Below are 26,511 nucleotides of genomic sequence, written 5' to 3'. Positions count from 1 at the left end.
GGCCCGCCCAACGCTCGACCCCCCGGAGATATGACCGACGTCCTCCCCGACCCGCCACCCTCCACGGGCAGTGCGGTAGCCGTTTCCACCGCGCCTCCGCCGCCGGCCGCTCCCCCCGTCCCCGGTCCGCGCACCACACCCGACGCCTCCCCCGCATCGGGCGTGCCGCCGCTCGGCGGGCTCCCGTCCGGTCCGCCCTCGGCCACCGTCCCGGACGCCCCCGCGACGAAGCCCGCGCCGCGCCAGCGGGACGCGTTCTTCGACAACGCCAAGTTCTTCACGGCCCTCCTGGTCGTGGTCGGGCACTTCTGGTCCCAGTTCGGGGACAGCCGCGCGGCGCACGCCGCCTACGTCGTCCTCTACGCCTTCCACATGCCGGTCTTCGTCTTCATCACCGGTTACTTCTCGCGCGGGTTCATGCGCTCGACGGACAAGTTCCGGAGCGTCCTGCCCACGCTCGTCGTCCCCTATGTGATCTTCATCCTGCTCTACCGGGCGCAGCTGATCCTGATCAACGGGGTCGAGTTCCGGCTGAGCGAGCTGCTGCGGCCGCACTTCCTCATGTGGTTCCTGGTGGCGCTCGTGCTCTGGCGGCTCAGCGCCCCGCTCTGGGGCCACCTGCGCCATCCGGTGGCCGTGTCCGTGGCGTTCAGCCTCGTCGGCGGGAGCTGGGCGTTCACCGCCGACTCCACGCTCAGCCGCACCGCCGGGCTGCTGCCGCTCTTCGTCCTCGGGCTGACCGTCGACCCCGAGCACGTGCGGCGGCTGCGCGCCCGCTGGGCGCGCTGGGCCGGGCTCGCGGTGCTGGCCGCCGCGCTTCCGGTGGCCTACGTCTGGGAGCTCGGCACGGTCGTGCCGAAGATCGACAGTGGGTTCCTCTACTGGAACCAGGGCTACGACGCCATGGGCTTCGGCGCCGCCGAAGGCATGTTCTGGCGGCTCGCGGCCCTCGGCTCCGCCGTCCTCCTCGGCGCCGCCTTCCTCGCGTCCATCCCGCGCGACCGGGCCTGGTACACCGAGATGGGGACGCGGACGATGTACGTGTACCTGCTGCACGGGCTCGTCATGAAGACGTTCGACTACACCGGCCTCCTGGACGAGCCGGTCCTCCACAACCCCTTCGGCATCGTCTCGGTCACCGTGGCCGCCGCCGCGCTCGGCGTCGTGCTCGCCACCGCGCCCGTACGGCGGCTCACCCGGTGGGCGGTCGAGCCCGACGCGCGGTGGCTCCTGCGCCCCGCGCCCGCCAGGCCCTGAGGTTCATCGCCGACCTGTGGGTATAGTCCAACATCACCGAGCAGTCGATTGGCCTACGCGTGAGCTCTGATCACGACATCTCCCTGAGCATCATCGTGCCCGTGCACAAAGTGCAGGGGTACATACGGCAATGCCTTGACTCGATCCTCGATCCGGACCTCCCCAATCTGGAGGTCATCGCCGTCGACGACCACTCGCCCGACGGCTGCGGAGAGATCCTCGACGAGTTCGCCGAGCGCGACGCGCGCGTCAAGGTCAGGCACCTCAGCGAGAACGTGGGACTCGGCCGGGCGCGCAACATCGGGCTCGACATGGCGACCGGCGACTACGTGTGGTTCTTCGACAGCGACGACCACGCCACCGAGGGCGCCGTGCGCGCGATCTGCGACCGCCTCGCCGAGACCCGGCCCGACGTGCTGGTCTTCGACTACGCCCGGTCCTACTGGAGCGGCAAGGTCAAGCGCAGCATCATCAACGACCTGTTCCGCGAGCCGCCCGCGCCGGACGTGTTCACCCTCGCCGAGCGGCCGAGCGTCCTCGAGATGATGATGACGGCGTGGAACAAGGCGATCCGCCGCGAGTTCCTGCTCGACCTCGGCCTGCGCTTCAGCGGCGGCTACTACGAGGACGTCAACGTCACCTACCCGATCCTCATGGCGGCCGAGCGCCTCAGCCTGCTGGACCAGGTCTGCTACATCTACCGGCAGCGCCGCCGGGGCGCGATCACCAAGACCGCGAGCGCGAAGCACTTCGACGCGTTCGCGCAGTACGACCGCATCTTCGAGTTCATGGACGGGATGGGGGCGAAGGCCGACCCGTTCCGCCCGCTGATGTTCGACCGGACGATCTGGCACCTGCTCGTCATCATCGAGCGGCCCGACCGCGTCCACGCGTCGGAGAAGGCCCGCTTCTTCGCGGAGATGTCGAAGACGTACAACAAGTACGAGCCCGCCGGCCACGTCCCGCCGGACGACAAGCCGTTCCTGGCCGACAAGCACCGCATGATCAAGGCGGGCGACCACCGGGGCTACGAGCGGGTCCGCGCCGCCGAGGCCAAGGACAAGGCGAGGACCCGGGGCAGCAAGGCCGCCAGGATCCGCAGGCGCGGCGTCCTGCTGGGCAAGGAGCTCGCCAAGGAGCGCTACTACCAGATGCAGCGGCGCCTCCCGATCGAGGAGGACCTCGCCGTCTTCGCCGCCTACTGGTACCGCGGGTATGCCTGCAACCCGGCGGCGATCTACGAGAAGCTCCGGGAGCTGGCCCCGGACGTCCGCCCGGTGTGGATCGTCAAGCCGGGCGCGCGCAAGACTATGCCCGAGGGCGTCGAGCACGTCGTCGCCGGCTCCGCCGAGTACTACCGGACGCTGGCCCGCGCCAAGTACTTCGTCAACAACGTCAACTTCCCCGACAACTACGTGAAGCGGCCGGGGCAGGTGCACATGATGACGCAGCACGGCACGCCGCTGAAGAAGATGGGCCTCGACCAGATGGAGTACCCGGTCGGCGCCAACGACATGGACTTCAAGGCCCTGATCGCCCGGTCGGACCGCTGGGACTACCTCCTGTCGTCCAACCCGCTGTCGACCGAGGCGTGGGAGCGCGGGTTCCCCTGCGACTACGAGATGCTGGAGATCGGCTACCCGCGAAACGACCGGCTCGTCACGGCGGCCGGCGAGGACGAGCGCGCCCGCCTGCGCGCCGAGCTCGGCGTCCCCGGCGGCGCGACCGCGATCCTCTACGCGCCGACGCACCGCGACTACCAGCGCCGCTACAGCCCCATGTTCGACATCGGGCGGGTCACGGAGCTGCTCGGCGAGGGGCACGTCCTGCTGCTGCGGGCGCACTACTACTACAAGATCAAGAACATGGCGGCGGACCTCGGCTGGCCGGAGGGCCGGGTCATCGACGTCTCCCGGCACCCGTCCGTCGAGGACCTCATGATCGCCTCGGACGCGCTGCTCACCGACTACTCGTCGGTGATGTTCGACTACGCCAACCTCGACCGCCCGATCGTGATCTACGCGAACGACTGGGAGACCTACCGGCTCACCCGCGGGGTCAACTTCGACCTGACGGCGACGCCGCCCGGCGTCGTCGCCACGACCGAGGCGGAGCTGGTCGAGGCGTTCACGTCCCGGGCGGCGTGGAGCGACGCGGCGGCGAAGGACCGCGCGAACTTCAGGGCGCGGTTCTGCCCGTGGGACGACGGGCACGCCGCCGAGCGGGCCGTCCGCCGCATGTTCCTCGGCGAGAAGGTCCCGAACCCGCCGCTGTAAGGCCACCGCGCCCGGCGCCGCCGCGGCGGCGTCAGGCGCTCGTCCCGTCATGCTCGGTCACCCCCGAAGGAGTGGGTCGCTTGTCCGTCAGCAGGATCAGTGTCGTCGTGCTATCACACGGCGCCGGGGAGTCGATCGCCGGAACCCTCGCCTCGATCGCCGCCCAGTCGCACGCGGACCTGCGGGTGCTGGTCGTGGACGACGGCGCCGGCGCCACCGCCGGGGTCGATCTGCCCGACGAGCGGTTCCGCGTCGTCCGGCGGGGCGCGCCGAGCCGGGGCGCGGCGCGCGGCCTCGGCGCCGCCGAGAGCGAGGGCGACTTCCTGCTGTTCGTGGACGGCGGCGACGAGCTGCCGCCCGAGGCCGCCGCGACGCTGGTCGCGGCGCTGGAGTCGTCCGGGTCCGACATCGCGGTCGGCCGCGAGGCCGTCCGCCGCGGGACGGACCGGGCGGCCTCCTGGCGCCCGGCCAAGTCGGTCCTCACGCCGGTCACCGGCACGGACGTGCGCCGCACGCCCGAGCTCCTCAGCGAGCGCCGCGTCGCCGGGAAGCTGTTCCGGCGGTCGTTCTGGACCTCGCACGGGCTGGGGTTCCCCGACCTCGGCCGGTACGACGACCTGCTCCCGGCCGTCCAGGCGCTGCACCTCGCGGCGGGCGTGGACGTGCTGCCGGACGTGGTCCTGCGCCGGCGGGGCGCGCGGCTGCCGGCGACGACGGAGGCGCAGGAGATCGCGGACGGGTTCGCCGCCGTCGCCCTCGCCGCCGACTGGCTCGGCGAGCACGGCCACGCCCGGTCGCGGCGGCGGCTCCAGTCGCTCGCGGCGGCCGAGGAGCTGCGGGTCTTCCTGGACGCGCTGCCCGACCTGCCCGCCGGCGAGCGGGAGCAGGTCGTCGCGCTGGCCGCCGCGTACGCCTCCGGGCTGCCCGCGAAGCTGCTCGCGGACGTCCCGGCGCTCACCCGGCTGAAGTGGCACCTCGCCTCCGCCGGGCACACGACGGAGCTGGTGAAGGTCGTCCGCTACGAGCGGGGGAAGGCCTCGCCGTCGATCGTCCGCGACCCGCTGCGCCGGTACGTCGTCTACCCGTACTGGAAGGACTCCAAGGTCGACGTCCCGCGCGAGGTCTACCGGGCCCGCGGAGAGCTGAAGCTCCGGGGCCGGGTCCACGCGGTCGGCTGGGACGGCGACCGGCTCACCGTCACCGGCGAGTCCTACATCAACTCGGTCGGCATGCGCCACCGCTGGACGTCGGTGAAGGCGATGACGCTGCGCTCCGGCGGCCGCAGGATCATCGCGCGGGCCCGGCAGACGCCGGCGCCGGGCAAGCGGTCCGGCTGGTCGGGGTTCTCGTTCGTCCTCGACGCCAGGCGCCTGCGCCACCGCGGGCAGTGGGCCGAGGGCGTCTGGGAGGTCGAGGCGTCGGTACTGAACGCGGGCGTGTTCCGGCGCGGGCCGCTGCGCGGCGGCGGCTCCGGCACCGGCGCCCACCCGCCCTACCGCTACGTCGCGGACGACGTGCGCGTGGTCCCGCGGATCGACGACGGCCGCCTGGTCATCGAGGTCGAGCGGGTCCGGGCGTCGGCCGCCGCGCTGCGCTGGGACGGCGACGTCCTGATCATCGAGGTGGAGACGGACGCGGCGCCGGACGAGCTGGAGCTGGCGCTCGGCGAGGAGGTCCTCGCCGTCCCGGTCGCCGTGTCCGGCGGACGGTACGTGGCCCGCGTCGACCCGCGCGCCCTCGAAGGGGCCCCGCCCGCTCCGGAGGAGATCGACGACACCCGCGACTGGGCGGTCCGCGCCGGAGGCCGTCCGCTGGTGCTCGCCGAGGGCGTCGAGGACGTCCAGCGGGCGTTCGGCCCGCTGGAGATCGCCGCGGGCCGCGGACCCGGCGGCTACCTGCGCGTCCGGCGCACCACGGCGAGGCTCTCCGTCGACGAATGCGCCTGGCGTCCCGAAGGCGCCCTCGTCCTCACCGCGAGCCATCCCGCGCACGGGGACGGGCGGCACGGCGCCGGCCAGATCGTGCTGCGCGGCAGATGGCACCGCCGGGAGCACGCGTTCGACCTCGTCGCCGACCCGGCGTCGGGCTCGCTGCGCGCGGAGGTCCCGGTCGCGGCCGTCCCCGGCGTCGCGGGCGTCCTGCCGATGCGTCCCGGCCGCTGGGACGTGCTGTACCGGCCCCCGGGCGACCGGGCGCTGACCGTCCGGCTGTCGCCGCAGGCCCAGGCGAACCTGCCCGAGCGGCTGGAGGTGGCGCGGCGCGGCTACGCGCTGGAGGCCCGCGACGGGCTGCTCGCGCTGGCCGTGACCGGTGACGTGTCGCAGGAGGAGAAGAGCGCCGGCACCAAGTACCGGGAGGAGGCCCGCCGCCGCGTCGACCGCGACGGGCTCCGCGACGCCGTCCTGTTCTCCTGCTTCAGCGGCCGGCAGTACTCCGACAGCCCCAAGGCCGTCCACGAGGAGCTCGTGCGCCGCGGTTCGGATCTGGAGCAGCTCTGGGTGGTCAACGACGCCCAGGTCGAGCTGCCGGACACGCTGCGGGCCGTCCGGCTCCACGGCAGGGAGTGGCACGAGGCGCTCGCCACGTCCCGCTACATCGTGACCAACCACCGCCTGGGCGACGCGTTCCGGCGGCATCCGGACCAGGTCGTCGTGCAGACCTGGCACGGCACGCCGCTGAAGAAGATCGGCAGTGACATCAAGGAGGTGCACTTCGCCTACGCGCCGGGCATGAAGAAGGCCCTCCAGTCGCGGTCGAAGGACTCCGGGCCCACCGTGCCCGAGTGGAGCCACCTGCTGTCGCCCAACCCGTTCAGCACGGAGATCTTCCGCCGCGCCTTCGCGTTCAAGGGCGAGATGCTGGAGGTCGGCTACCCCCGCAACGACCTGCTGCACAGCCCGGAGGCCGGCGCCGTCGCCGCGCGGGTCCGGGCCCGGCTCGGCATCCCCGAGGGCAAGCGGGTCGTGCTGTACGCGCCGACGTGGCGCGACGACCAGTACTACAGCCGCGGCCGCTACAGGTTCGACATGCGGATCGACCTGGAGCGGGCCCGCGCCGCGCTCGGCGACGACCACGTCCTGCTCGTCCGGCTGCACACCAACGTCGTGGACGGCGTCCGCGAGGACGAGCACGGCTTCGTGCGGGACGTGTCGGCCTACCCCGACATCACCGAGCTGTACCTGATCTCCGACGTGATGATCAGCGACTACTCGTCGGTGATGTTCGACTACGCCAACACCGGGCGGCCCATGCTGTTCTTCACCTACGACCTGGCCGACTACCGGGACCGGCTGCGCGGCTTCTACTTCGACTTCGAGACCGAGGCCCCCGGGCCGCTCCTGGAGACCTCCGACGACCTCATCGAGGCGGTCCGGGGCGCCGAGGAGGCCACCGCGGAGTATCGCGGCCGCTACAAGGAGTTCGTGACGCGTTTCTGCCCGCTCGACGACGGGCATGCCGCGTCCCGCGCCGTCGACCGCGTCTTCGGCGCGGCCGGGCGAGACCTGTGACGTCATAGGGGAAGACGAATGCGGCGTGAACACCGCTCCGACCGGCCCACGGGGATCGACCGGCTCGGCGAGTTCGACCGGGAAGGGATGGCCGACCACTGCAGGGTCGGTGACGACGACGTCCTGCTCGTCAACTGGCCGCGCCCCGTGCCGGAGGCCGAGCGCATCGTCCTGCGCCACGAGCCGTCCGGTGAGGTCCGGGGAGGGCCGCTGCGCGACGACCGGCGTTCCGCGGCGGTCCCGGTCGCCGGGCTGGCGCCGGGCACGTGGGACGTGCTGCTCGGCGGCGACCGTCCGCTGCTGACCGAGGACCCCGGATTCTCCTACGACGGGCTGCTCGACTACGCCGCGCGCGCTCGAGAACGCGCCTTACGGGTGGTGCGGAGGCCGGACGGCCTCGCCGTGCTCGACGTCCGCGAGGTCTCCCCGCACGCCGAGGTCGAGGCGGTGCACCCGCGCGACGGCGGGATCGGGATCGTCGGCCGGCTCGCCTACGCCGGGCCGCGGCCGGGCGGCGCCGCCCGGCTGGTGGCGGTCGCGCGCGACGGCGGCGGCCGGGTGTCGTGCGACGCCCGGCTCGACGGGACCGGGTTCGACGCCCGCCTGGACGTCCACGAGTTCGCCCGCCGGGAGCCGGCCCTCTGGGACCTCTGGCTGGACGTCGCCGACGTCCATGCCCGCCTCGCCACATTCCTCGACGACGCCCCGGGCAAGCGTGGCACGCTGTCCTATCCCCGCCAGATCGTCGAGGGCGGCGAGCGCGGGATGAGCGTCCGGCCGTACTACACGCTCAAGGACGAACTGTCGGTCGCCTGCCACCTCCTCCCCAAGGACGCCCCCTCCGAGGACGGCACCCGATGAAGATCACATTCCTGCTGCTGGAGGCGTACACCGTCGACGGGACGGTGCGCAGCACCTTCACGCTCGCGAACGAGCTGTCCCGTCGCCACGACGTCGAGATCGTCAGCGTGCGGCGCGCGGCCGACCGGCCGGCGTTCCCCCTCTCGGGCCGCGTCCGGCTGCGCTCCCTGATCGACGTGCGGCCCGGCGCCAGGGTCGCGTGGCCCAACACCGAGCGCGCCAGGCGGCTCATGGCCCTGCCGTCGCGGCTCGTCCATCCCGAGGAGCGCAGCTTCTCCAAGTACTCCGCCTGGACGGACGAGAGGCTCACCCGCTTCCTGCGCAGGCCGCGCACGGACGTGCTGGTCACCACCCGCGCCGGCCTCAACCTGATGGCGGCGCGGCTGGTGCCGGCCGGCGTCGTCGCCGTCGGGCAGGAGCACCTCCAGCTCGGCGTCAACGACGCCGGGATCCTCGCCGAGATCGAGGAGTGGTACCCGCGGCTGGACGCCCTGACCTGCCTGACGGTCGCCGACACCGGGGACTACGAGCGCCTGCTGCCCGCCGGTTCGTGCCCCGTCCACACGATCGGCAACGGGCTGCCGCCGCGGGCCTACCCGCGGTCCCGGCAGGAGAACAGGGTCGTCGTCGCGGCCGGGCGGATCGTCTGGATCAAGGGGTACGACCTGCTCATCGACGCGTTCGCGAAGGTCGTCGAGGAGCATCCGGACTGGCGGCTGCGGATCCACGGCCAGGGACCGCGGCGCGAGGAACTGCGCCGCAGGGCCACCCGCCGGGGCCTCTACAACCACGTGCGGTTGCTGGAGCAGACCCACGACATGGAGGGCGAGCTGGCCAAGGCGTCCGTCCTCGCCCTGCCCTCGCGCGGCGAATCGTTCGGCATGACGATCATCGAGGCGTTCGCGTGCGGGCTGCCGGTGGTCGCCTTCGACTGCCCGCAGGGGCCCCGCGAGATCATCACCGACGGGACGGACGGGCTGCTCGTCCCGCCCGAGGACTCCGGCGCGCTCGCCGAGGCCCTGAGCCGGCTCATCGGCGACGAGGAGCTCCGGCTCAAGATGTCGGCGGGCGCCCTCGCGTCGGCCGAGCGGTTCGCCGTCTCCGCCGTCGCCGGGCGGTGGGAGCGGATGCTCGGCGGGCTCCTCGCCGCACCCCGCCGCGACACCGGACGGCCCGGCTAGCCGCGGCGCCCGGACCCGCCCGGTCCCGCCGGTCCGGGCCGCCGGGCGGCGACCTCCTCAGGCGTCGACCTTCTCCTTCGGCGCCGGACGGTCCTCGTCCCGCGGCGCGGGCACGCGCGGCGGGCGCCGCCGCGGGAACAGGACCAGGCCGAGCGCGACGCACGCGAACGGGACGGCGGGCAGGACGTAGCGGTAGTCGAAGTCGGCGGTCGCCGCGGGGATCACCAGCAGCGCCAGGCTCGTCCCCCACGGGAGCAGCGGGCCCGCAGCCCAGTGCCGCACGGACCTGGCCGGGCGCCACCTCCCCTCCGAGCGGGCGTGCAGCGCGGCCCCGGCGATCCCGCCGAGCAGCAGCACCCCGAGGATCGTGCCGGGCATGACCACGTGGTCCTGGTAGGCGAGGACCTGCCCCGCCCACGGCCGGACGACCCGGGTCTCGCCGTCCGGTCCGTAGAGCCGGGCAAGGTCGGCCTGCTTGGTGCTCCATGCCTCGCCCTCGGGGAACTCGTACTGGAGCCACGTCCACGGCGTGGGGTACGGCTGCCGGTGCCAGGTGAACGCCTTCAGCGTGTCCCTGACGACGACCTTGGTGTAGTCGACGGGCTGCGCCTTGATCGCGGCCCACGCGAACTCCCCCGCGAGCCGGTTGCCCTCCTCGCCGTGGACCCAGCCGGGGATGCGGCGGAACGGGGAGTCGGGCGTCCACAGCACCGAGAACGCCTCGGCGATCCGCGGGTCGCTGTGCCGGGGGCACATGACGGCCAGCTCGGGCCGCGGCTTGATGACCCGGCAGTCGGCGAAGGCGGCGGTCCGCCCGTAGAGGAACACCTGGTCGGCCTTGGCCATCTTGTACTGGCCGTACTCGGCGTGGAACCAGAAGAGATAGCCCGCGACGGGCAGCGCGAAGGTCACCGCCGCCGCCGCGCAGGCCCTCCACCCGGCCCGCCTGACCAGCATCGCCACGAGGATCAGGGCGATCAGGGGAAGGCCCGCCGTCCGGGTGAGGGCCGCCCCCGCCGTGAGCACTCCGGCCGCCGCGCCGAGCCACCAGGTCGGCCGGCGCCGCCACAGCACGGCCGCCACCGCCGCGAGCAGCAGGAAGGCGAACAGCGAGTCCGACATGAGCATGTGCTCCAGGGCCACCTGGTGGACGGGGATCAGCACCGGGACGGTCAGGAGCGCCGCCGCCACCCCGGGAAGCCACGCCCGCCGCCCTCCCGCCTCCGTGCCGGGCCAGGCCGCCCGTCCAGCGCGCCACACGAGGACGTAAACAAGGGCACCGGTAAGGACCCCGATGCCGTGCTGCACGGACACGATCACGGTGAAACTGTGGAACGGTTTGAGCAGCCACAGCAGGATCGCGTATCCGCTGGGACGGGTCGGGTCCGGCCGGAACCCGATCGCGGCCGCCAGGTAGCCGGGCGAGTCACCGAACCACAGCGGCGCGGGATAGGCGAGGACGGCCACGGCCCGGATCCAGACCGCGACCGCGAGCACCCCGCAGAACGGGAGGTGAGGCAGGACGGAACGCGCGCGCATTTTCCCTCGCGTACCCACGGAAGTGGTCGTCATGTGACCGGACGATCACGATCGAGGAGATCAGCGGTGACCGGAACCGGACAGCCGCTACCATCGGACCGCTCCGCGAACGAAAGGAACCCCATGGCGAACTTCACGCTCGATGACGTTCGGCAACGGACGTACAAGGCGCGTGACGCCTGGTGGACCGTGCTGCTGGTCGACCCGCTCGCCGCCAGGCTGGTCAGGTTCACGGCCAACCGGACGCGCGTGACGCCGAACCAGCTCACCGTCGGCGCGCTGGTCCTCGGCCTCGCCGCCGGCGCCTGCTTCGCCGTCGCGTCCTGGCCGTGGCTGCTCGCCGGCGCGCTGCTGTACCACCTGTCGTTCACGCTCGACTGCATGGACGGCAAGATAGCCCGTCTGAAGGGCACCGGTTCGGTGTTCGGCGCCTGGCTCGACTACATCTTCGACCGCGTCCGCGTCCTCGCCTGCGCGATCGCCCTGATGGCCGGGCAGTACGCCGCGACCGGCAACGTCGCCTACATCTGGACGGCGCTCGGCGTCGTCTTCCTCGACATGCTGCGCTACATGGACGCGCTGGAGATCTACAAGGTCCGCTCGCAGATGCGGACGACCCTCAACGCGGCCCGCCAGGAGGCCCGGGCGCTCGAGCTCGCGGCCCGCCGGGCGAACGGCGACCTGGCCGACGCCGACGAGGAGCTGCGCTCCGCCGAGGCGCTCACCGAGGACCCCGAGGCCGACGCGGAGAACCGCGTCGTCGGCGACGACCCCAACGCGGCCCTCCAGACGGGCTTCAACCAGCGCTTCCCCTGGTACGCCCGCATCCGCAACGTCCTGATGGCGGGCCGCATCCGCCCCCACCTGATCAGCGGCATCGAGTTCCAGATGGGCGTGTTCATCGTCGCCCCCGTCGCCGCCGCGATCGTGCCGGGCGCGATCATCCCCGTGGTGGTCCTGAGCGGCGTCGGCCTGCTGGCCTTCGAGCTGATCATCATCTACAAGTTCTGGCTCTCCAGCCGCGACTACAGCCGCACCCTCACCAAGCTCAACGCCAAGATCGAGACCTACCGGGCCGAGCTGCCCTCCGAGCCCGCCGAGGCGGGCGCCGCCGTCGGAAGCTCCGGCTGACCGGCCCGTCCGGCCCGCCCGGTCATGGACAGGTCCCCGCGGCACCGCCGCGGGGACCTTCTTTCCGGGCCCTCAGCCCGCGCGGCGGGCCGTCACCAGGAGGTACTCCCAGTCCATGGACAGGGTGGGCTCCCCCCGGTCGTACTCCCCGGCGAGTTCGGCGAGGGCCTGGTCCAGCGCGGCGACCCTGTCGGGGTCGCCGGCGATGCGGTCGTAGACGCTGATCGTGGGCCCGTAGCGGGCCTTGAAGTAGTCGCGGAAGTCGACCGGCTTCTCGAACGCGTCGACCCGCAGCGCGTCCCGCCGGAACCCGGCATCGGTGACGCGCTCGCCGAACAGCTCCTGGACGTGCTCCGGGCTCCCCCACAGCGGCGGCGGCTGCGCCCCGGGCGGGGGCGGGGGCGCGTAGGGCTTCATCACGCCGAACATCCGGCCGATGAACCCCTCCGGCGTCCAGTTGAGCAGCCCGATCGTGCCGCCCGGCCGGCAGACGCGGACCAGTTCGTCGGCGGTGGCCTGGTGCCGCGGGGCGAACATGGCGCCCACGCAGGACAGCACGGCGTCGAACTCCCCGTCCTCGAACGGCAGCGCCTCCGCGTCGGCCACCCGCCATTCCAGCTCCGCGCCGCGCCGCGCCGCGGCCCGCCTGCCGGCGTCGAGCAGTTCGGGCGTCAGGTCGCTCGCGACCACGTCCGCCCCCGCGAGCGCCGCCGCGACGGCCGCGTTGCCCGCTCCCGCCGCGACGTCCAGCACCCGCTGCCCCGGCCCGATCCCGGCGGCGCGGACCAGCGCCGGCCCGAGCTCCGGGATCACCTCGTCCGCCAGCGCCGGGTAGTCGCCCGTCGCCCACATCGCCCTGTGCGCGGCCTTCACTGCGTCCCCCATGATCCTTCTCCCCTCGTGTCGTGGGGTCCACGCTAGGAACCGGCCGGGCCCGTTCCTAGTACAGGATCTGTACCTGCCCTGGCAGACGGCGCCGCGGCCGCCTAGCCTGCCCGATATGGGGGCCTCTTACTACCAGTTCTGTCCCGTCGCCAAGGCGATGGAGCTGCTCGACGAGCGCTGGACGCTGCTGATCGTCCGCGAGCTGCTCGCGGGGAGCGAGCGCTTCAACGAGGTGCGGCGCGGGGTGCCGCGCATGTCGCCCACCCTCCTCGCCAAGCGCCTGAACCAGCTCGTCCGCGCCGGGATCGTCGAGAAGCGGGACGACCGGTACGTCCTGACACCGGCGGGCGAGGAGCTGCGTCCGGTGGCCGAGGCCCTCGCCGTCTGGGGAGTGCGCTGGATCGGCGAGCTGGGCGAGCTCGACCTGGACCCGAAGCTCCTCCTCTGGGACATGCGCCGGAACGTCGATTCCGGGGCGGTGCCCGAAGGCCGGACCGTGCTGCTGTTCCGCTTCCCGGACGTCCCGCCCGCCAACCGCCGGTGGTGGCTGGTCGTGACCGCCGACAACGTCGACGTCTGCGATCACGACCCCGGCCACGAGGTCTCCGTCACCGTGACCGCTCCCCTGCGCGCCATGATCGAGATCTGGCGCGGCGACCTGGCCTGGGCCGACGCCCTGCGCGCGGGAACGGTCGAGGTGGAGGGGCCCGAACGCCTGCGCCGCGGCGTCCCGACGTGGTTCACCCTCCCTCCCTACGCCGGCGTCCCCCGTCCTCACCAGATGGGTGAGAGCGCCTAACCGGCGAGGAGGTCCGTCCACTGGCGGCAGACCTCGTCCAGGCTGTAGGCGGCCTTGACCTGGGTGCGGGCCAGTTCGGCGTCCTCCTGCCAGCGGTCCAGGGAGACCGTGGTGGCGATGGAGGCGGCCATGGCGGACGTCTCGTCGTGGATCCAGCGCCGGTCGTAGATGGTGTCGGAGCCGGGCCACGGAAGCAGGGCCGGGACGGCGCCCGACGCCATGCCCTCGGCGGGGGCCAGGTGGAAGCTCTCGTCGTCGCTGGTGGACAGGACCCAGCCGATGCGGCGCAGCCAGGACGCCACGTCGCGGCCGTAGGAGTCGAACACGACGCCGCCGGACAGGACGCGGGACCGGCGGATGCGGCGGAAGACCTCCTCGTAGTGGGCCCGCTCGTCGTCCTTCTGCCAGATCCACCAGTAGTCCCAAGGGAGCTTGGACTTGACGAAGAGGGTGAAGCGGGGGTCGTCGCGGCGCAGTTCCTCGACGACGTCCAGGGCCAGGTCCAGGCGCTTGCGGGACGGGGCGATGCCGATCATCCCGAGGTGGTGCTCGGCGCCGGGGAGCTTGGCCCGGTCGAGCTGCGCGTCGTCCACCCAGTTCGGGACCGTGACGACCTTCCCGGCGGGCCAGCCGGTGATCTCGCGGGTCAGGTCGTTGTAGTGGGGGCTGACGCAGATGACCTGGTCGACGGCGCCGATGTCGAGCTGCTTCGGCCAGGCCGCGTACAGCTCGAAGCGGTGCAGGCGCACGACGAGGCGCTGGTCCGGGCGCTTGCGCCGGGCGTACCAGAGGGCGTTCGGGCCGCACCACTCGCAGACGATGACGTCCGCCCAGTCGACCAGGGCCTGGCTCCGCTCCTCGTCGTGCGCCTTCAGCGCGGCCCAGTGGTCGACCTGGACCTCCAGGTCGGGGCGGGAGCGCAGGTAGTCCAGCAGGCGGGAGAAGAACTTCAGGTCGTGGCCCGCGACGCCCACGCGCAGGCGCCGCCCCTTGACCGCGAGGACGCTTTCGGACGGTTCGGGGAACGCCTGCGCCAGGACGTCGCGGAGGCGGGCCGCGGCCGCGTCGAGGCTGAACCCGGCGGCCGCCGCGCGGCAGCGTTCCGTCGCGAGGGTGAAGACCTCGGGGTTCTTGCCTATGAGCGTCAGGGCGTCGAGGACGTCGTCCTCGGTGGCGGCGAACAGGGGGTAGTCGCTCCCGACGAGCCGCTCGTGCATGGGCGTGCGGTTGAGGACGACCGGGACGCCGAGCGTCCCGCACTCCAGGACCTTCGTCGACAGCTCCAGGCTCGTGTCCATGGAGGCGTCGCGCCAGGAGAGGCCCACGTCGCAGGCGGCGGTCAGCCGCATCGCCTCGGCGCGCGGGTGGCCGCCGTGCCAGACGACGCCGTCGCCCGTCTCCAGCGCGGTCCTCATCCGGGCCGCGAAGCCGGGGTCGGACGGGTCGTGGTGGATCTTGTCCCCGACCATGTGCAGCTCGGCGTGCACGCCGCGCATGGCCAGCAGGCGCGGGAGCGAGGTCATCTCGTAGGTGTTCCAGCGCGGCGCGAACTTGCCGGTGTAGACGAGGCGGAGCGGGCCCCCGGACGGGCCCGCGCCCCGCGTCTCCAGACCGTCCGGGAGCACGACCACCGGCGGGAACAGCACGCTCTTGCCGGCGGTGGCCGGGACGGCGCCCTCCAGGAAGCCTCGCAGCTCCTCGGTCTGGCAGAGCAGGACGCGGGAGGCGTCGGCGATCCGGCGCAGCTCGCCCTTGGCCTGGGCGGTGAAGTCCGCCGCCGACTGGGGGACGTCGGTCAGGTACGTCCAGAGCCGGCCGGCCAGAGGACCCGCGGCGAGCTTGCTCACGAGGTCGCGGCCGCGCACGACGACGAGGTCGTGCGGGGCCTCCTGGTCGACGCGGGCGAGGACCTCCGCCGCGTGCTTGGGAGCCATGTTGGCGGGGCCGTCGAACAGGCCCTCGGCGTGCGGGCTGCGTACGGTGACGCCGGGCAGGGCACGGATCGGGTCGACGAGACGACCGGTCCGGACGGGAGCCTTGAGGACCAGGGTCACCTCGCAGCCGGCGCGGGCCAGGGCCTGCACCATGCCCTGGGCCCAGATGGCCGATCCGTCGATCATGTTGAGGTCGACGTCTCCGTAGACGAGGGCGCGTGGTCGCACGGTGGTTCCTTTCAACGGGCCGGGCTCCTCGTGGCGGGACGCCCCTCCGCGTCCCCCCGCGACGGCGCCGGTTCCAGGAGTTCGGTGAGCCCTGCGGGCGCGGTTACGGTCGCGTCCCAGCGCAGGGACGCGAGGGTGGCGGGCGGCGCCTCGCCCCACAGGACGAGCGGGAGCGAGCGGGCCGCGGCGATCCGGCGGAGGCCGTGCAGCGCCAGATCGCGGTCGTACATGCCGGGAACGCCCAGGTAAGCCCAGGGGCCGCCGGGCTCGCCGGCCGCCGCGTCCACCACGAGCGCGTCCACGTCGGCGGCTTCGAGGGCGATCGCGGCGTCGTGCGGGTAGAGCGTGACGACCTTGGCGTGCTCGGCGAGGACGGCGGCGGTCCCGGGCGCGAGCACCCCCGCGATGATCGGGACGTCGGAGGGGCCCGCGACGAGCAGGCGGTCCTCCGGCCGGTCCACGCGCTCCGGATTGACGCCGCTCTTGGCGCGCCCCGCCGCCGAGACCGGGGCGCTGCGCTTGCGCCAGAGCCGGTACAGCTCCTTCGGCAGCCGCGTGCCCCGCTTCGGGTCGCGCGCGGCGCCGGCGACCAGCCGCCCGAACCGGACGGCCGTCGAGGCCTCCAGGGCCGCGAGCCGCCGCTCCAGCTCCTCGACGCGCGCCTCGCGCTCGCGCAGCGTGGACCTCAGCCGGCCGAGCCGCTGGACGGCCTTGGCGTTCGTCTCCTCGTCACTCACCCAGGAACTCCATGATCACTTCGGCGATGCGGGGTCCGGCGTGGCCGTCCCACAGCGGCGGCCTGCGCTCGTCCGCCCGCGCGGCCGCCCCGCCCGCGGGCCCCCCTTCCAGGCTCTTGCGGACCCCCGGCACGAGCTCCTCGAACGTGACGAGCCGGTTCGTGCCGTGGGTGATCGTGATCGGCCGCTCGGTGTTGGGGCGGACGGTCAGGCACGGCACCCCGAGGATCGTCGTCTCCTCCTGGAGACCCCCCGAGTCCGTGACGACCGCCGCCGCGCCCCGCACGGCCGCGATGAAGTCGATGTACCCCAGCGGCTCCAGAATGTGCACGCGGTCGTGCTCGTCCAGCCCCGCGGCCAGCAGGTTCGCCCGCCCGCGCGGGTGGACGGGGATGACCAGGTCGGCGAGGTCGGCGACGCCGTGCAGGCGCCGGACCAGGTTCGCGGCCGTCTCCGGCGCGTCGACGTTCGCGGGCCGGTGCATGGTCGCCAGGACGTACCGCTCCGGCAGCCCGTGCGCCTCCCGGACGGCCCCGGTGTCGAACTTGTCCAGGTTGGCCAGCAACGTATCGATCATCGGGTTGCCGACCAGGTGGGTCCGCTCCACCGGGACGCCCTCGGCGGCCAGGTGGCCGATCCCCTCCGGGCTCGTGACCAGGCACAGCGCGGAGAGCTGGTCGGTCACCCTGCGGTTGACCTCCTCCGGCATGGTCATGTCGAAGCTGCGCAGCCCGGCCTCCACATGGGCGACCGGGATGTGCAGCTTGGCCGCGACGAGTGCGGCGGCGATCGTCGAGTTCACGTCGCCGTACACGATGACGAGCGCGGGTGAACGGCCGGTGAACTCCTTCTCCAGCCCGATCATGAGCGCGGCGGTCTGCTCGGCGTGCCCGCCCGACCCGACGCCGAGGTTGACGTCGGGTTCGGGCAGCCCCAGCTGGTCGAAGAAGACCTCCGACATGCGCGCGTCGTAGTGCTGGCCGGTGTGGATCACGGCCTGCTCCGCGCCCGCCGCGGCCAGTGCCGAGATCACCGGCGCCGCCTTGACGAAATTGGGCCTCGCCCCGAGGACGTGCACGATGGGTGCCAACACGATTTCCCTTCTGTTCATCGGAGTTGCCTAACGTCCGGCCTTGTGCAGGACGAACCCGTGAAGAAGACCGTCTACCTGGCCGGACTCGCCTGGCGCCAGCTCCGCGACGACCCCGGACGGGCATCGCGGCTCGCCGTGCGGCTCGCCGCCAGGACCCCGCTCGGCGCCCGGTTGCGGCGCTCCCGCCTCGTCGTCCCAAAGCCCCGGGACGTGCGGCGCGAGATCCGCGACCTGCGGCTCCTGCTCTCCCGGCCCTCGCCGCCGGCCACGCGCCGGGCCGTCCAGGGCGGGGACGCGGCGGGCGAGGTGGGCGGGGTCGTCCTGCAGTTCGTGACCAACGCCCTGCCGCTCACGAACGCCGGCTACACCGTCCGGACGCACCGGATCGCCCTCGCCCAGCGCGAGATGGGCCTCGATCCACACATCGTGACCAGGCTCGGATACCCGCTCAGCCAGGGCGCCGGCGCCGCCCGGGCACGCGTGGACGTCGACGGCGTCGCCTACCACCGGCTGCTGTCGTGGCTCCCGCAGGCCGATCCGCTGGACGCCGTGGCGAAGAGCGCCGACCTCGCCGGACGGCTGGTCCGGGAGCTGCGGCCGTCCGTACTGCACGCGGTCAGCAACCACCTGAACGCCGCCGTCGCGCTCGAACTCGGGCGCCGCCACGGGCTCCCCGTGGTCTACGAGGTCCGCGGCTTCCTGGAGGACTCGTGGCTCTCCCGCGACCCCGCGCACAGCGAGGACGACGAGTTCTACCGGCTGACCCGCGAGTTGGAGACCCGCCGGATGGCCGAGGCGGACGCGGTCGTCACGCTCGGCGAGGCGATGCGGGCGGAGATCGCGTCCCGCGGCGTCCCCGAGGAGAAGATCTTCACGGTGCCGAACGGGGTGGACGAGGCGTTCCTGGAGCCGCTCCCGGACGCCTCCGGCCTGCGCGAGGAGCTCGGTATCGACCGCGGCGCCACCGTGGTGGGCCTCACGTCGTCGTTCTACGGCTACGAGGGCATCGACACGCTCATCGACGCGGCCGCCCTGCTGCGCGACCGCGGCTCCCCGGTCACCCTGCTGCTCGTCGGGGACGGCCCGGAGCGCGGCGCGCTCGAACGGCGCGCGGCGGGACACGGCGTCCACGCCGTGTTCACCGGCCGGGTGCCGATGGAGTCCGTTCGCCGATACCACGCCGTCCTCGATGTGTTCGCGGTCCCGCGCCGGGCGGACCGGGTGTGCCAGTTGGTGACGCCTCTGAAGCCGATCGAGGCCATGGCAGGGGGAATCCCTGTCATAGCCAGTGATGTCAAGGCTCTCCGCGAAATCGTGGAACCGGGCGTGACCGGGGCGTTAACAGTTCCGGAAAACCCGGAATCGTGGGCGAATTGTCTGGAGGAGCTGGCCTACAGTCACGAAAGAAGACAGAAAATCGGGCGGTCGGCCCGTGAATGGGTCGCGGCGGAACGCACCTGGCGCGCCGTGACGGCCGGATACCGGGCCGCATACCGCTTCGCCGTGAGCCACGGCGCATAGATCGAAGGGGGCCTGCCGCGTGGATCTCGTGGTCATCGGACTCGGCTACGTGGGGCTGCCGCTCGTGCGGGAGGCCTGCCGGGCCGGCCTGCGGGTCGGCGGGCTCGACCGGGACGCGCGCGTGGTCGCCGGTCTCAAGGCCGGGTTGTCGCACATCGACGACGTGTCAGCGGACGAGGTCGAGCGGATGGTGCAGGCGGGGTTCTCGCCGAGCCTCGACGAGGACGTCCTGGACGGCGCCCGCACCGTGGTCATCTGCGTCCCGACGCCGCTCTCCCCGGAGGGCGGCCCGGACCTGACCGCGGTGCGCGGCGCGGCCGAGACGGTCGCCCGGCACCTGGAGCCCGGGACGCTGGTGGTGCTGGAGTCGACCACCTACCCGGGCACGACCGAGGAGGTCGTCCGGCCGATCCTGGAGACGTCCGGCCTGGTCGCCGGGGAGGAGTTCCACCTGGCGTTCTCGCCGGAGCGGATCGACCCCGGCAACCCGGTCTACGGCCTCCGCAACACCCCGAAGATCGTCGGCGGGCTGACCCCGTCCTGCGCTTCGGCGGCGGCCTCGTTCTACGGCAAGTTCGTCGAGCGGGTCGTGGAGGCCAAGGGCACGCGCGAGGCCGAGATGGCCAAGCTGCTGGAGAACACCTACCGGCACGTCAACATCGCGCTGGTCAACGAGATGGCGGTGTTCTGCAACGAGCTCGGCATCGACCTGTGGGACGCCATCGACTGCGCGGCCACCAAGCCGTTCGGGTTCCAGGCGTTCCGGCCGGGGCCGGGCGTCGGCGGGCACTGCATCCCGATCGACCCGAACTACCTGTCCTACAAGGTCCGCTCGCTGGGCTACCCGTTCCGGTTCGTGGAGCTGGCCCAGGAGATCAACGACCGGATGCCCCGGTACGTGGCGGAACGCGCCCAGCAGCTCCTCAACCGGGAGGGCCGCGCGCTCAAGGACGCCAAGGTCCTGCTGCTCGGCGTCACCTACAAGGCCGACATCGCCGACCAGCGGGAGTCTCCGGCCCGCCCGGTCGCGCGGCGGCTGGCCCGCCTCGGCGCCGACCTGTCATTCCACGACCCGTTCGTCGACTCGTGGGAGGTGGACGGCACGCCGGTGCCGCCCGCCGGGGGCGACCTGGCCGCGGCGCTGGAGGCGTCCGACCTGGCGATCGTGCTGGCCGACCACGCCGCCTACGACGCGGCGTCGCTGGCGCGGCACGCGCGGCTGCTGTTCGACACGCGCGGCCGGACCCGCAACGTCCAGCAGGACACCGTCGAGCTCCTGTGAGGCCGCCGAGCTTCTCCGGAACCGCCGAGCCCGCCGGAAACCGGTCCTCTTTGACGGCTTCCGACCTTCGCGGCGGGCGGAGCCGACCGGCGGGCGGGTTTCCTCGACGGAGCTTTTCCCTCCGTCGGGAATTCCTTGACCAGCTGGCTCGACTACCAGTCAAGGAAGAGTCGCCCGGCAGCGTCCACGCCTCGGCCAACCGGAATTCATCGGCAATTTCCATCCGGGCCCAAGAATCACCGTGATGAACGATTCGGACATTGCGGAGTGAGTGTGATGCGGGTCTGCGTTTGCACGGTGGTGCACCACCCCGAGGACGCGCGCATTCTGCACCGGCAGATACGCGCCCTCCTCGACGCCGGTCACGAGGTCACCTACATCGCCCCTTTCCGGGCGTGCAACGCGACCCCGTGGCGGCAGATCAGCCCGGTGGACGTCCCCCGGGCGACCGGGCGACGCCGGGTCCGGGCCCTGCGCGCGGCCCACCGCGCGCTCACCGAGCATGCCGCCTACGCCGACGTGATCCTCCTGCACGACCCCGAACTCCTCGTGGGGCTCCCCCGCGAGGTGCGGCGGCGGACGGTCGTCTGGGACGTCCACGAGGACACCGCCGCCGCCCTCTCCGCCAAGGGCTGGCTGCCCGCGCCGGCCCGTACCCTGCTCCGCCCCGCCGTGCACCACCTGGAGCGGCGCAGCGAGCGGCGGCACCGGCTGCTGCTCGCCGAGGAGGGCTACCGGGCCCGGTTCGGCGGGGAGCACCCGGTCGTGCCCAACACCACCTACGTCGCCGACGTGCCGCCCGGGCCGCCGGACGGCCGGCGCGCCGTCTACGTCGGGCAGCTGTCGCGGGCGCGCGGCGCCCTCGACATGATCGAGATGGCCCGGCCCCTCGCCGCCGAGGGCGTGCTGGTGGAGCTGATCGGCGCGGCCGACGCCGACGTCCGGGGCGCGCTGCGGGACGCGCAGCGCGAGGGGATCGTCCGCTGGTACGGATTCGTCCCGAACGACCGTGCGCTGCGCATCGCCGAGGGCGCGATGGCCGGGCTCGCGCTGCTGCACGACGAGCCGAACTACCGGCACTCGATGCCGACGAAGGTCGTCGAGTACATGGCCCGCGGCATCCCGGTGATCACCACGCCGAACCCGCCGGCCGTGGAGATCGTGGAGCCCGCCGAGTGCGGGCTGGTCGTCCCGTTCGGGGCGCCGGACGCCGCCGCCAAGGCCGTCCTGCGGCTGCGGGACGACCCCGGCCTGCGCACCGAGCTCGGCAGGCGCGGCTACGAGACCGCCCGCGAGCGGTTCCACTGGCCCGTCCACGCCGCACGGTTCGTCGCCCAGCTGGAGACGTGGGCGGGCCGATCGGCCCCCGCCGCCCCGGTACCGGAACCAGAGCCCGTCCCCGAATACTGACCCGCCGCGGGCCCCGGCCGCGCCGGGTCGCGCTCAGGAGCCGGAGCCGGGCTGGGCCATGTGGCGCAGGCGGTAGGCGACGGAGCGGGAGAACCGGGCGGCGGCGCCCGGGGGGCGGCCCGCCTCGACCATCACGACGCACCGGCCCACCCGCAGCGCGATCATCCCCGCGGTCGGGCCGATCTCGTAGGCCTCGTCGGCGCCGATGTCGCGGCGCCGCCGCGACTGCGCCTGCGCGGCCTGGAGCGTCTCCAGCATCCACGACGCCGCCGCGTCGGTGTCGGCCACCCAGCGGACGCTCACCGTGAGGCCGGCGATCGCCGGCTCCTGCGCTCCCTCCCGTTCCAGACCGTCCTTCTTCGGATCGTCCTTCTTCGGATCGTCCGTCTCCGGCCCGTCCCGTTTCCGGCCGTCCCCGTCCGGGACGGCCTGCTCCGGACCCGCCGAGGGACGGGGCGACGCCGAACCCGACCCGCTCGGCTCCGGCGCGGGGGACCCGCGGCCGCCGCCGGTCCGGACCCGGCCGCCGCGCGGCTCGTAGGTGCAGGACACCGGGTGCGGCAGGCGCACGGTCCCGGCGGACGCGCGGCTCGGCTCGGTGGCGTAGCCGGTCATCCGCGCCGCCGCCAGGTCGGGCTTCTTGAGCAGGGCGCACGCGTCCGGCCAGTCCTCCCGCGGCACGCCGCCGAGTTCCGGCGGGCCGGTGCCGGTGAGGCCGCCGCGCAGGGCGATCAACCGGGCTCCGCCGTCCGGTCGCGGCGCCGCCTGCGGGAGCGCCGCGTAGAGCAGCCCGCCCGCCGCCGCCAGCCACGGCCGGACGCCCGGCAGGTCCGGATCCATCGTGAAGGGCGCGGGCGCGGTCGTGGTGCTGCCGTCGCCGGGCTGGACGATGTCGACGCCGGCGGGCAGCAGCCGCTCCGCCAGCCGGGGGCGCAGCGCGAACACCTGGCCGCCGGCCTGCGCGAGCGCGGCGTAGTCGGGCACGTCGCGGTGCCACGCGACCCGCCCCGACGGCACGTCCAGCGCCTCCATCCGGGCCCCCTCGCCGCCCGTCCCCTCGGCGACGGCCTCTTCGGCGCCGTCCTCCCCGTCTCCGGTGCCGCCGTCTCCGGTGCCGCCGTCTCCGGTGCCGCCGCCCGTCCCGTCCGGGTGGTAGACGACCACGAGCCTGCCCGGCGTCACGACGCCCGGGCACATCAGGTCGCCGCACACGCCGTCGCCCTTCCAGACGCCGAACTGGCGGCCGCCGTCGTCGAACGCCCGCAGGGCCGTCCCGTCCGAGACCAGCGTCACCCCCTCCAGCATCGAGACCTCGGGCGACTCCCGGGCGCCGAGCCGCTTCTCCCAGCGTCCGAGGCCCTTGGCCGGGTCGACCGCCAGCAGCCGGCTGCGGTGCCCCCCGTCGCCGGGGCCCGCGCAGCTCAGGCCCAGCGCGACGAGGTCCTCCCGGCCGTCGGAGGGATGCGCGCCGCCCTCGAACAGCCGGCAGCCGTGCGGCAGCGCCAGCCGCCACACCCGGTTCCCCGTCACGGCCGACACCCCGAACACCGTCCGGCGCCCCTCGTCGGTGGTGAGCAGCACGCCGGCCCCGGAGGGCCAGCGCAGCGTCGTCCGGGAGACCGCGGCGGGGCGCTCGTCCTCGCGCCGCCACAGCAGCGCGCCCGACAGCGCGTCGAACGCGACGAGCGCGCGGTCGCCGCGGTCGCCGTCCCGCTCGAAGTAGGCGGCGACGCGGGAGCCCGTGGACGTCCAGCCGAGCAGGGACCACCCCGCGCGGCGGTAGCTCCAGCGCGGCGCGCCGGTGCGCGCGTCCCGCGCCTCGATGCCGTGCGCGGACGCCGTCACGACCTGCCCCCGCGCGACCTGGTAGGCGACGCCGTCGTAACCGGCGACGGAGCCGCGGTGCGCCCGCGTCGCGCGCTCCCAGCTCACCGCGAGCGGGCCCGGCGGCGGCCCCACCGCACTCTGCGGGGCCACGGGCTCCCCGGTCACGGTGTGGCGGACCTGCCACCACTCGGCGCGCAGGACGTAGGTGTCGACGAGGACGACGCACAGCCCGACGGCGACGACTCCGGCCAGCAGACCGGCCGCGACGCGGACCCTGCCCACGGACTCCGGTCGGCCGTCAGGCCGCTGCCGGCTCCCGACCACGACCGCGCCGCCTCCCCCCACGTACCGTACTGACGAGGACTGTGCTCATAGGAACTGTGCTCAAAAGGACGACACCCACCATGCCCTGTGCGGGGCTCCCGCGCGACACGGCCGGGTAGAACGGAGCGACCCGTGGAGGTCTTCACCCGCTGGCACGTCTGGGAAACCGCCCGCGCGGACATCGCCGCGTCCGGCGCGGGCGGCAGCGCCGCGTCCGGCGCGGGCGTCGACCTGGACGGCCTGGACCGGGCCGTCGCCGCCGCCGTGCGCTGGCACGGCGACCAGCGGCGGCCGACCGGCGCCCCCTACGTCGAGCACCTGCTGGAGGCCCTCGAAGTGCTGGTGCGCGGGGCGGGGGTGACGGCGCCCGCCGTCCTGTCCGCCGCCGTCCTGCACGACGTCGTGGAGGACACGCCCGCCTCGCTCGACGACGTGGAGGCCGAGTTCGGCCCCGAGGTCACCGAGCTGGTCGACTGGGTCACCAAGCCGCCCGCCGCCGGCGCCGGGCGCCAGGCCAAGCGCGCCGCCAAGGCCGCCTACCTGCGGCGCCTGCGCGACGCCCCGCGCGAGGCGGTCCTGGTCAAGCTCGCCGACCGCGCCAGCAACGTGCAGACCCTCGACGCGATGCCGCCGGACTTCCAGCGCCGCTACTACGCCGAGACCCTGACCTACATCGTCCCGCTGGCCGAGCCCGAGCCCTGGTTCCGGGACTGGTTCGCGGACTGGCGGCGGCATTTCGCCCACCTCCAGTGACCCGCCGGTCATGTAGTGGGAGGATGCGGAGCCATGGAACGCGAGTGGGTCGTCGAGGAGAGCGTGGTCGTCGCCGCGCCGGCGCGGGACGTCTACGCGGCGGTCGCGGATCCGCGGCGGATGGGCGAGTGGAGCCCGGAGGTGTTCGCGACCTGGATGCGCGGGCGCGCGGTCAGGCCGGGAACGAGGTTCGTCGGGTTCAACCGCATCGGCTGGCGTGTGTGGTTCACCACATGCCAGGTGAGCGCGGCGGTTCCCGGCGAGGTGTTCGCCTTCCGGGTGTCGAGCTTCGGGGTGCCCGTCGCGGTGTGGGGGTACCGGTTCGAGGACGTCGCGCAGGACCCGGCCTCGCCCCGGACCCGGCTCACCGAGTACTGGGAGGACCAGCGCCGCGACCACCGCGGCGCGGCGTTCGTCACGCTGCTCGGCAAGGTCTTCACGGGCGTCCCGGCCGAGGGGCGCGCCGAGGTCAACCGCAAGGGCATGCGCGCCACGCTCGACCGGATCCGGACGGCGGTCGAGAAGCGCTGACCTCGCCCTGCCGCGGGCGCGCCGCCGGCCGGTCCTTGGCAGGAAAACGAGAACCTGTTCTACTTAGCGGTGTGACAACCACCGCCCAGGCGCACGCGATCCAGGGGGAGCGGGTCACCCTCCCGGTACGGATCCGCGATGCCGCCGTCGCCTCGGCCATGTTCGCCGTGCCCGCCGCCGCGGCGCAGGACGTCATCGCCTACTCCGGGCTCGACGTCGCCGAGCCGCTGCCCGGCCGGGCCGTCTGCTCGCTGGCCTTCGTCCGGTACGCGGACGGGGACCTCGGCCCCTACCACGAGTTCGCCGTCGCCTTCCTGGTGCGCCCGCCCGGGGAGGCGCCGCCGTCCGGCGTGCTCGGGCGGCTGCGCGGGATCGGGGCGTTCATCCACTGGCTGCCGGTCAACCAGGAGTTCACGCTGGAGGCCGGGCGGACGATCTGGGGCTTCCCCAAGGAGCTGGCCGACATCCCCATGGACCTCGCCGGGCGGGTGAAGCGCTGCGCGGTGCGGATCGGCGACCGGACGGTGATCGAGGTCGCGGTCCGGCCCGGCCTGCCGATGCCGTCCGGGGCGGGCGCCCCGAGCGTCGACGCCTACTCCTGCCTGGACGGCGTGACGCGGCGGACGCCGTGGACGCTCACGCCGTCCGGCGTCCGGACCCGCCCGGGCGGCGCGAAGGTCGTCCTCGGCGACCATCCGGTGGCCGACGAGCTGCGCGGCCTCGGGCTCGACCGGGCGCGGGCGCTCACCACGAGCACGGTCGGGCATCTGGAGATGGTCTTCCAGGGCGCCGAGGAGGTGCGGACGTGAGGCGGACGGCGCTGGTGACCGGCGCCGCGCGGGGGCTCGGCGCCATGGCGGCCCAGCGGCTCGCCGCGGCCGCGTGGGACGTCGTCGCGGTGGACGTGGACGAGCTCGGCCTCGCCAAGACGGCGCACCGCTCCCCCAACACGCACGTGCGGGTGTGCGACGTCACCGACGAGGAGGCCGTGGCGGAGGTGCTGGCGATGACGGGCCCGGTGCACCGCGTCGTCCACGCCGCGTCGGCCTCGGCGACCGGGCCGGTGCTGACGCAGCCCCTCGGTGAACTGGAGGACGTCCTGCGGACGAACGTCCTCGGCACCGCCAACGTCGTGCGCGCCGCGCTGCCGGGGATGCTGGACCGCCGGTCCGGGGAGCTGTTCCTCTGCCCGGACACCTCGGGCCCGCCGCGCAGCCCGTCCGCCGCCGCCGTGGCCGCCTACGCCGACGCGCTGTGGGCCGAGCACGGCGGGCGGGGCGTGGTGCTGCGCTGCGTGCACGCGCCGGCCGGGACACCGCGCGGCCTCGTCCTCGACGCGATGGAGCGCTCGCTCGCGCGTCCCGCCGCCGAGATCCACCTGCGGGTCCGGCAGGCGCGCCGCCCCCTGCTCCAGCTGCCCGCCGGGCGGTGAA

At 73.7% G+C, this 26,511-nt stretch carries 20 protein-coding genes; 14 read left to right on the top strand and 6 right to left on the bottom strand.

Annotated elements, in window-relative coordinates:
- Positions 1 to 30: 30 nt before the first annotated feature.
- From FKD65_RS29985 to FKD65_RS29965, 5 genes are all read left to right on the top strand, one after another.
- Positions 31 to 1,257: an acyltransferase family protein gene (locus FKD65_RS29985; RefSeq protein WP_141581087.1), complete on the top strand. Its 1,227-nt coding sequence runs from the start codon at positions 31 to 33 to the stop codon at positions 1,255 to 1,257.
- Positions 1,258 to 1,316: 59 nt separating this feature from the next.
- Positions 1,317 to 3,533 carry a CDP-glycerol glycerophosphotransferase family protein gene (locus tag FKD65_RS29980; RefSeq protein WP_368367145.1) on the top strand — a complete coding sequence of 739 codons (2,217 nt, stop codon included), beginning with the start codon at positions 1,317 to 1,319 and terminating at the stop codon, positions 3,531 to 3,533.
- A gap of 80 nt (positions 3,534 to 3,613) precedes the next feature.
- Positions 3,614 to 7,042 (top strand): bifunctional glycosyltransferase family 2 protein/CDP-glycerol:glycerophosphate glycerophosphotransferase, encoded by a 3,429-nt coding sequence (locus FKD65_RS29975; RefSeq protein ID WP_168221242.1) that lies wholly within the window; start codon positions 3,614 to 3,616, stop codon positions 7,040 to 7,042.
- 18 nt (positions 7,043 to 7,060) lie between these two features.
- Positions 7,061 to 7,903: a hypothetical protein gene (locus FKD65_RS29970; protein WP_141581083.1), complete on the top strand. Its 843-nt coding sequence runs from the start codon at positions 7,061 to 7,063 to the stop codon at positions 7,901 to 7,903.
- Positions 7,900 to 9,084 (top strand): glycosyltransferase family 4 protein, encoded by a 1,185-nt coding sequence (locus tag FKD65_RS29965; RefSeq protein ID WP_141581081.1) that lies wholly within the window; start codon positions 7,900 to 7,902, stop codon positions 9,082 to 9,084. The genes FKD65_RS29970 and FKD65_RS29965 overlap by 4 nt, the downstream gene beginning before the upstream one ends.
- Positions 9,085 to 9,141: 57 nt before the next feature.
- Here the strand turns inward: FKD65_RS29965 and FKD65_RS29960 are convergent, their stop codons facing one another.
- Positions 9,142 to 10,623, bottom strand: a complete 1,482-nt coding sequence (locus FKD65_RS29960; RefSeq protein WP_141581079.1) for a hypothetical protein — start codon at positions 10,621 to 10,623, stop codon at positions 9,142 to 9,144.
- 123 nt (positions 10,624 to 10,746) lie between these two features.
- Between FKD65_RS29960 and FKD65_RS29955 the strand changes: the two genes are divergently transcribed.
- The gene (locus FKD65_RS29955) at positions 10,747 to 11,754 is read left to right on the top strand and encodes a CDP-alcohol phosphatidyltransferase family protein (RefSeq protein WP_141581077.1); all 1,008 of its coding nucleotides are present in this window, start codon (positions 10,747 to 10,749) and stop codon (positions 11,752 to 11,754) included.
- Between the two features lie 72 nt (positions 11,755 to 11,826).
- On the opposite strand, the gene FKD65_RS29950 is transcribed toward FKD65_RS29955, so the two are convergent.
- A complete protein-coding gene (locus FKD65_RS29950) occupies positions 11,827 to 12,639 on the bottom strand; it encodes a class I SAM-dependent methyltransferase (RefSeq protein WP_205718288.1) in 813 nt (270 codons plus the stop codon).
- 115 nt (positions 12,640 to 12,754) lie between these two features.
- Here FKD65_RS29950 and FKD65_RS29945 point away from each other — a divergent pair, with 115 nt between their 5' ends.
- Positions 12,755 to 13,438, top strand: a complete 684-nt coding sequence (locus FKD65_RS29945) for a helix-turn-helix domain-containing protein (protein ID WP_141581075.1) — start codon at positions 12,755 to 12,757, stop codon at positions 13,436 to 13,438.
- On the opposite strand, the gene FKD65_RS29940 is transcribed toward FKD65_RS29945, so the two are convergent.
- From FKD65_RS29940 to wecB, 3 genes are read right to left on the bottom strand one after another with little or no spacing between them, the layout of a single operon-like run.
- Positions 13,435 to 15,558 carry a glycosyltransferase gene (locus FKD65_RS29940; protein WP_240810376.1) on the bottom strand — a complete coding sequence of 708 codons (2,124 nt, stop codon included), beginning with the start codon at positions 15,556 to 15,558 and terminating at the stop codon, positions 13,435 to 13,437. The genes FKD65_RS29945 and FKD65_RS29940 overlap by 4 nt on opposite strands.
- A gap of 53 nt (positions 15,559 to 15,611) precedes the next feature.
- Complete coding sequence (locus FKD65_RS29935) at positions 15,612 to 16,337, bottom strand: hypothetical protein (protein WP_141581070.1); 726 nt, start codon at positions 16,335 to 16,337, stop codon at positions 15,612 to 15,614.
- Entirely contained in the window at positions 16,330 to 17,448 is a 1,119-nt protein-coding gene (wecB, locus tag FKD65_RS29930; protein WP_141581068.1) for a non-hydrolyzing UDP-N-acetylglucosamine 2-epimerase, read from the bottom strand. The genes FKD65_RS29935 and wecB overlap by 8 nt, the downstream gene beginning before the upstream one ends.
- Before the next feature lie 24 nt (positions 17,449 to 17,472).
- Here wecB and FKD65_RS29925 point away from each other — a divergent pair, with 24 nt between their 5' ends.
- From FKD65_RS29925 to FKD65_RS29915, 3 genes are all read left to right on the top strand, one after another.
- Positions 17,473 to 18,951, top strand: coding sequence for a glycosyltransferase family 4 protein (locus FKD65_RS29925; protein ID WP_168220888.1), 1,479 nt, complete (start codon positions 17,473 to 17,475; stop codon positions 18,949 to 18,951).
- 19 nt (positions 18,952 to 18,970) lie between these two features.
- Positions 18,971 to 20,233 carry a nucleotide sugar dehydrogenase gene (locus tag FKD65_RS29920; RefSeq protein WP_141581064.1) on the top strand — a complete coding sequence of 421 codons (1,263 nt, stop codon included), beginning with the start codon at positions 18,971 to 18,973 and terminating at the stop codon, positions 20,231 to 20,233.
- 276 nt (positions 20,234 to 20,509) lie between these two features.
- Positions 20,510 to 21,643, top strand: coding sequence for a glycosyltransferase family 4 protein (locus FKD65_RS29915; RefSeq protein WP_141581062.1), 1,134 nt, complete (start codon positions 20,510 to 20,512; stop codon positions 21,641 to 21,643).
- A gap of 33 nt (positions 21,644 to 21,676) precedes the next feature.
- On the opposite strand, the gene FKD65_RS29910 is transcribed toward FKD65_RS29915, so the two are convergent.
- A complete protein-coding gene (locus FKD65_RS29910) occupies positions 21,677 to 23,752 on the bottom strand; it encodes a PQQ-binding-like beta-propeller repeat protein (RefSeq protein ID WP_168221241.1) in 2,076 nt (691 codons plus the stop codon).
- A gap of 174 nt (positions 23,753 to 23,926) precedes the next feature.
- On the opposite strand from FKD65_RS29910, the gene FKD65_RS29905 reads away from it, so the two are divergent.
- The 4 genes from FKD65_RS29905 (at position 23,927) to FKD65_RS29890 (ending at position 26,510) form a co-directional block, all read left to right on the top strand.
- Positions 23,927 to 24,547: an HD domain-containing protein gene (locus FKD65_RS29905; protein WP_141581058.1), complete on the top strand. Its 621-nt coding sequence runs from the start codon at positions 23,927 to 23,929 to the stop codon at positions 24,545 to 24,547.
- A 33-nt stretch (positions 24,548 to 24,580) separates the two neighbouring features.
- The gene (locus FKD65_RS29900; protein ID WP_141581056.1) at positions 24,581 to 25,078 is read left to right on the top strand and encodes an SRPBCC family protein; all 498 of its coding nucleotides are present in this window, start codon (positions 24,581 to 24,583) and stop codon (positions 25,076 to 25,078) included.
- Between the two features lie 71 nt (positions 25,079 to 25,149).
- Complete coding sequence (locus FKD65_RS29895) at positions 25,150 to 25,887, top strand: acetoacetate decarboxylase family protein (protein ID WP_240809665.1); 738 nt, start codon at positions 25,150 to 25,152, stop codon at positions 25,885 to 25,887.
- On the top strand, positions 25,884 to 26,510 hold the full coding sequence (locus tag FKD65_RS29890; RefSeq protein WP_141581054.1) for an SDR family NAD(P)-dependent oxidoreductase: 627 nt from the start codon (positions 25,884 to 25,886) through the stop codon (positions 26,508 to 26,510). The genes FKD65_RS29895 and FKD65_RS29890 overlap by 4 nt, the downstream gene beginning before the upstream one ends.
- Position 26,511 lies beyond the last annotated feature (1 nt).

The organism is Actinomadura sp. WMMA1423, from assembly GCF_006547145.1.
Taxonomy (GTDB): domain Bacteria; phylum Actinomycetota; class Actinomycetes; order Streptosporangiales; family Streptosporangiaceae; genus Spirillospora.
This window is presented reverse-complemented; position numbering and strand designations above follow the sequence as displayed.